The sequence below is a fragment of the Halorubrum persicum genome (assembly GCF_002727125.1).
GTDB lineage: Archaea > Halobacteriota > Halobacteria > Halobacteriales > Haloferacaceae > Halorubrum > Halorubrum persicum.
Genome location: NZ_NHOA01000092.1, coordinates 1 through 728 on the forward strand (window position 1 = coordinate 1; position 728 = coordinate 728).

1 protein-coding gene is annotated in these 728 nt (G+C 58.8%); it reads left to right on the top strand.

What is annotated here, in order from left to right; all coding sequences use genetic code 11:
* Window positions 1–728 (top strand): IS1595 family transposase (locus tag DJ69_RS11265; RefSeq protein ID WP_099255694.1); only part of this gene is annotated, 728 nt, incomplete at both ends.

Here is a 728-nt window from a genome sequence, read left to right on the forward strand (position 1 = left end):
GACCTGACGGTCAGAAACGGCAGCTACGGGCAGTTTCAGCGGTATCTCTGTAAGGATTGCGACCGCACGTTCAACGATAAGACCGGCACGATCTTCGCTCACTCGAAGATCGCACTCCGCAAATGGTTGTTTTCGATCTACGCGTTTTTGCGGTTTAACACGAGTCTCAGGCAGTTACAGTACGAAATCGAAGTTACCTACAAGACGGTTCACAGGCGTGTCGAGCGCTTCGCCGAAGCGCTCGACGCGCCATCACTCGATCTCGTTGGCCCGGTCGAGATTGACGAGTTCTACGTCTCTGCCGGGTTGAAAGGCCGCGAGCGCGACCGCTGGTCGCGCTCTCGCGGCCTCTCTCGACGCGGACGCGGAACGTATGAGCAAGACAAACCGCCCGTGTTTGTCCTCGTGGATCGTGGCACCGAGCAGCGGTACGTTGTGCCAGCGAAATCCGCAGACGAATCGACGATCCGGCTCCTGCTGGCTGACCGCCAGAAGGAGCCTCTCACCGTCTATACCGACGGATTTCGTGCGTACGATCCGCTTACAGAAGACGAGCAATTCGACCGCGAATACGTCGTTCACGGAGACGGAGAGTACGCCGACGAGACGGTCCACGTGAACACTTGCGAGAGCCACGCGTCGCTGGCGCGACGGTGGCTCTCGCCGCATCGAGGCATCTCAAAAGACCGCCTCACACAGTATCTCCGAGCGTTCCAACTCAGACGAGA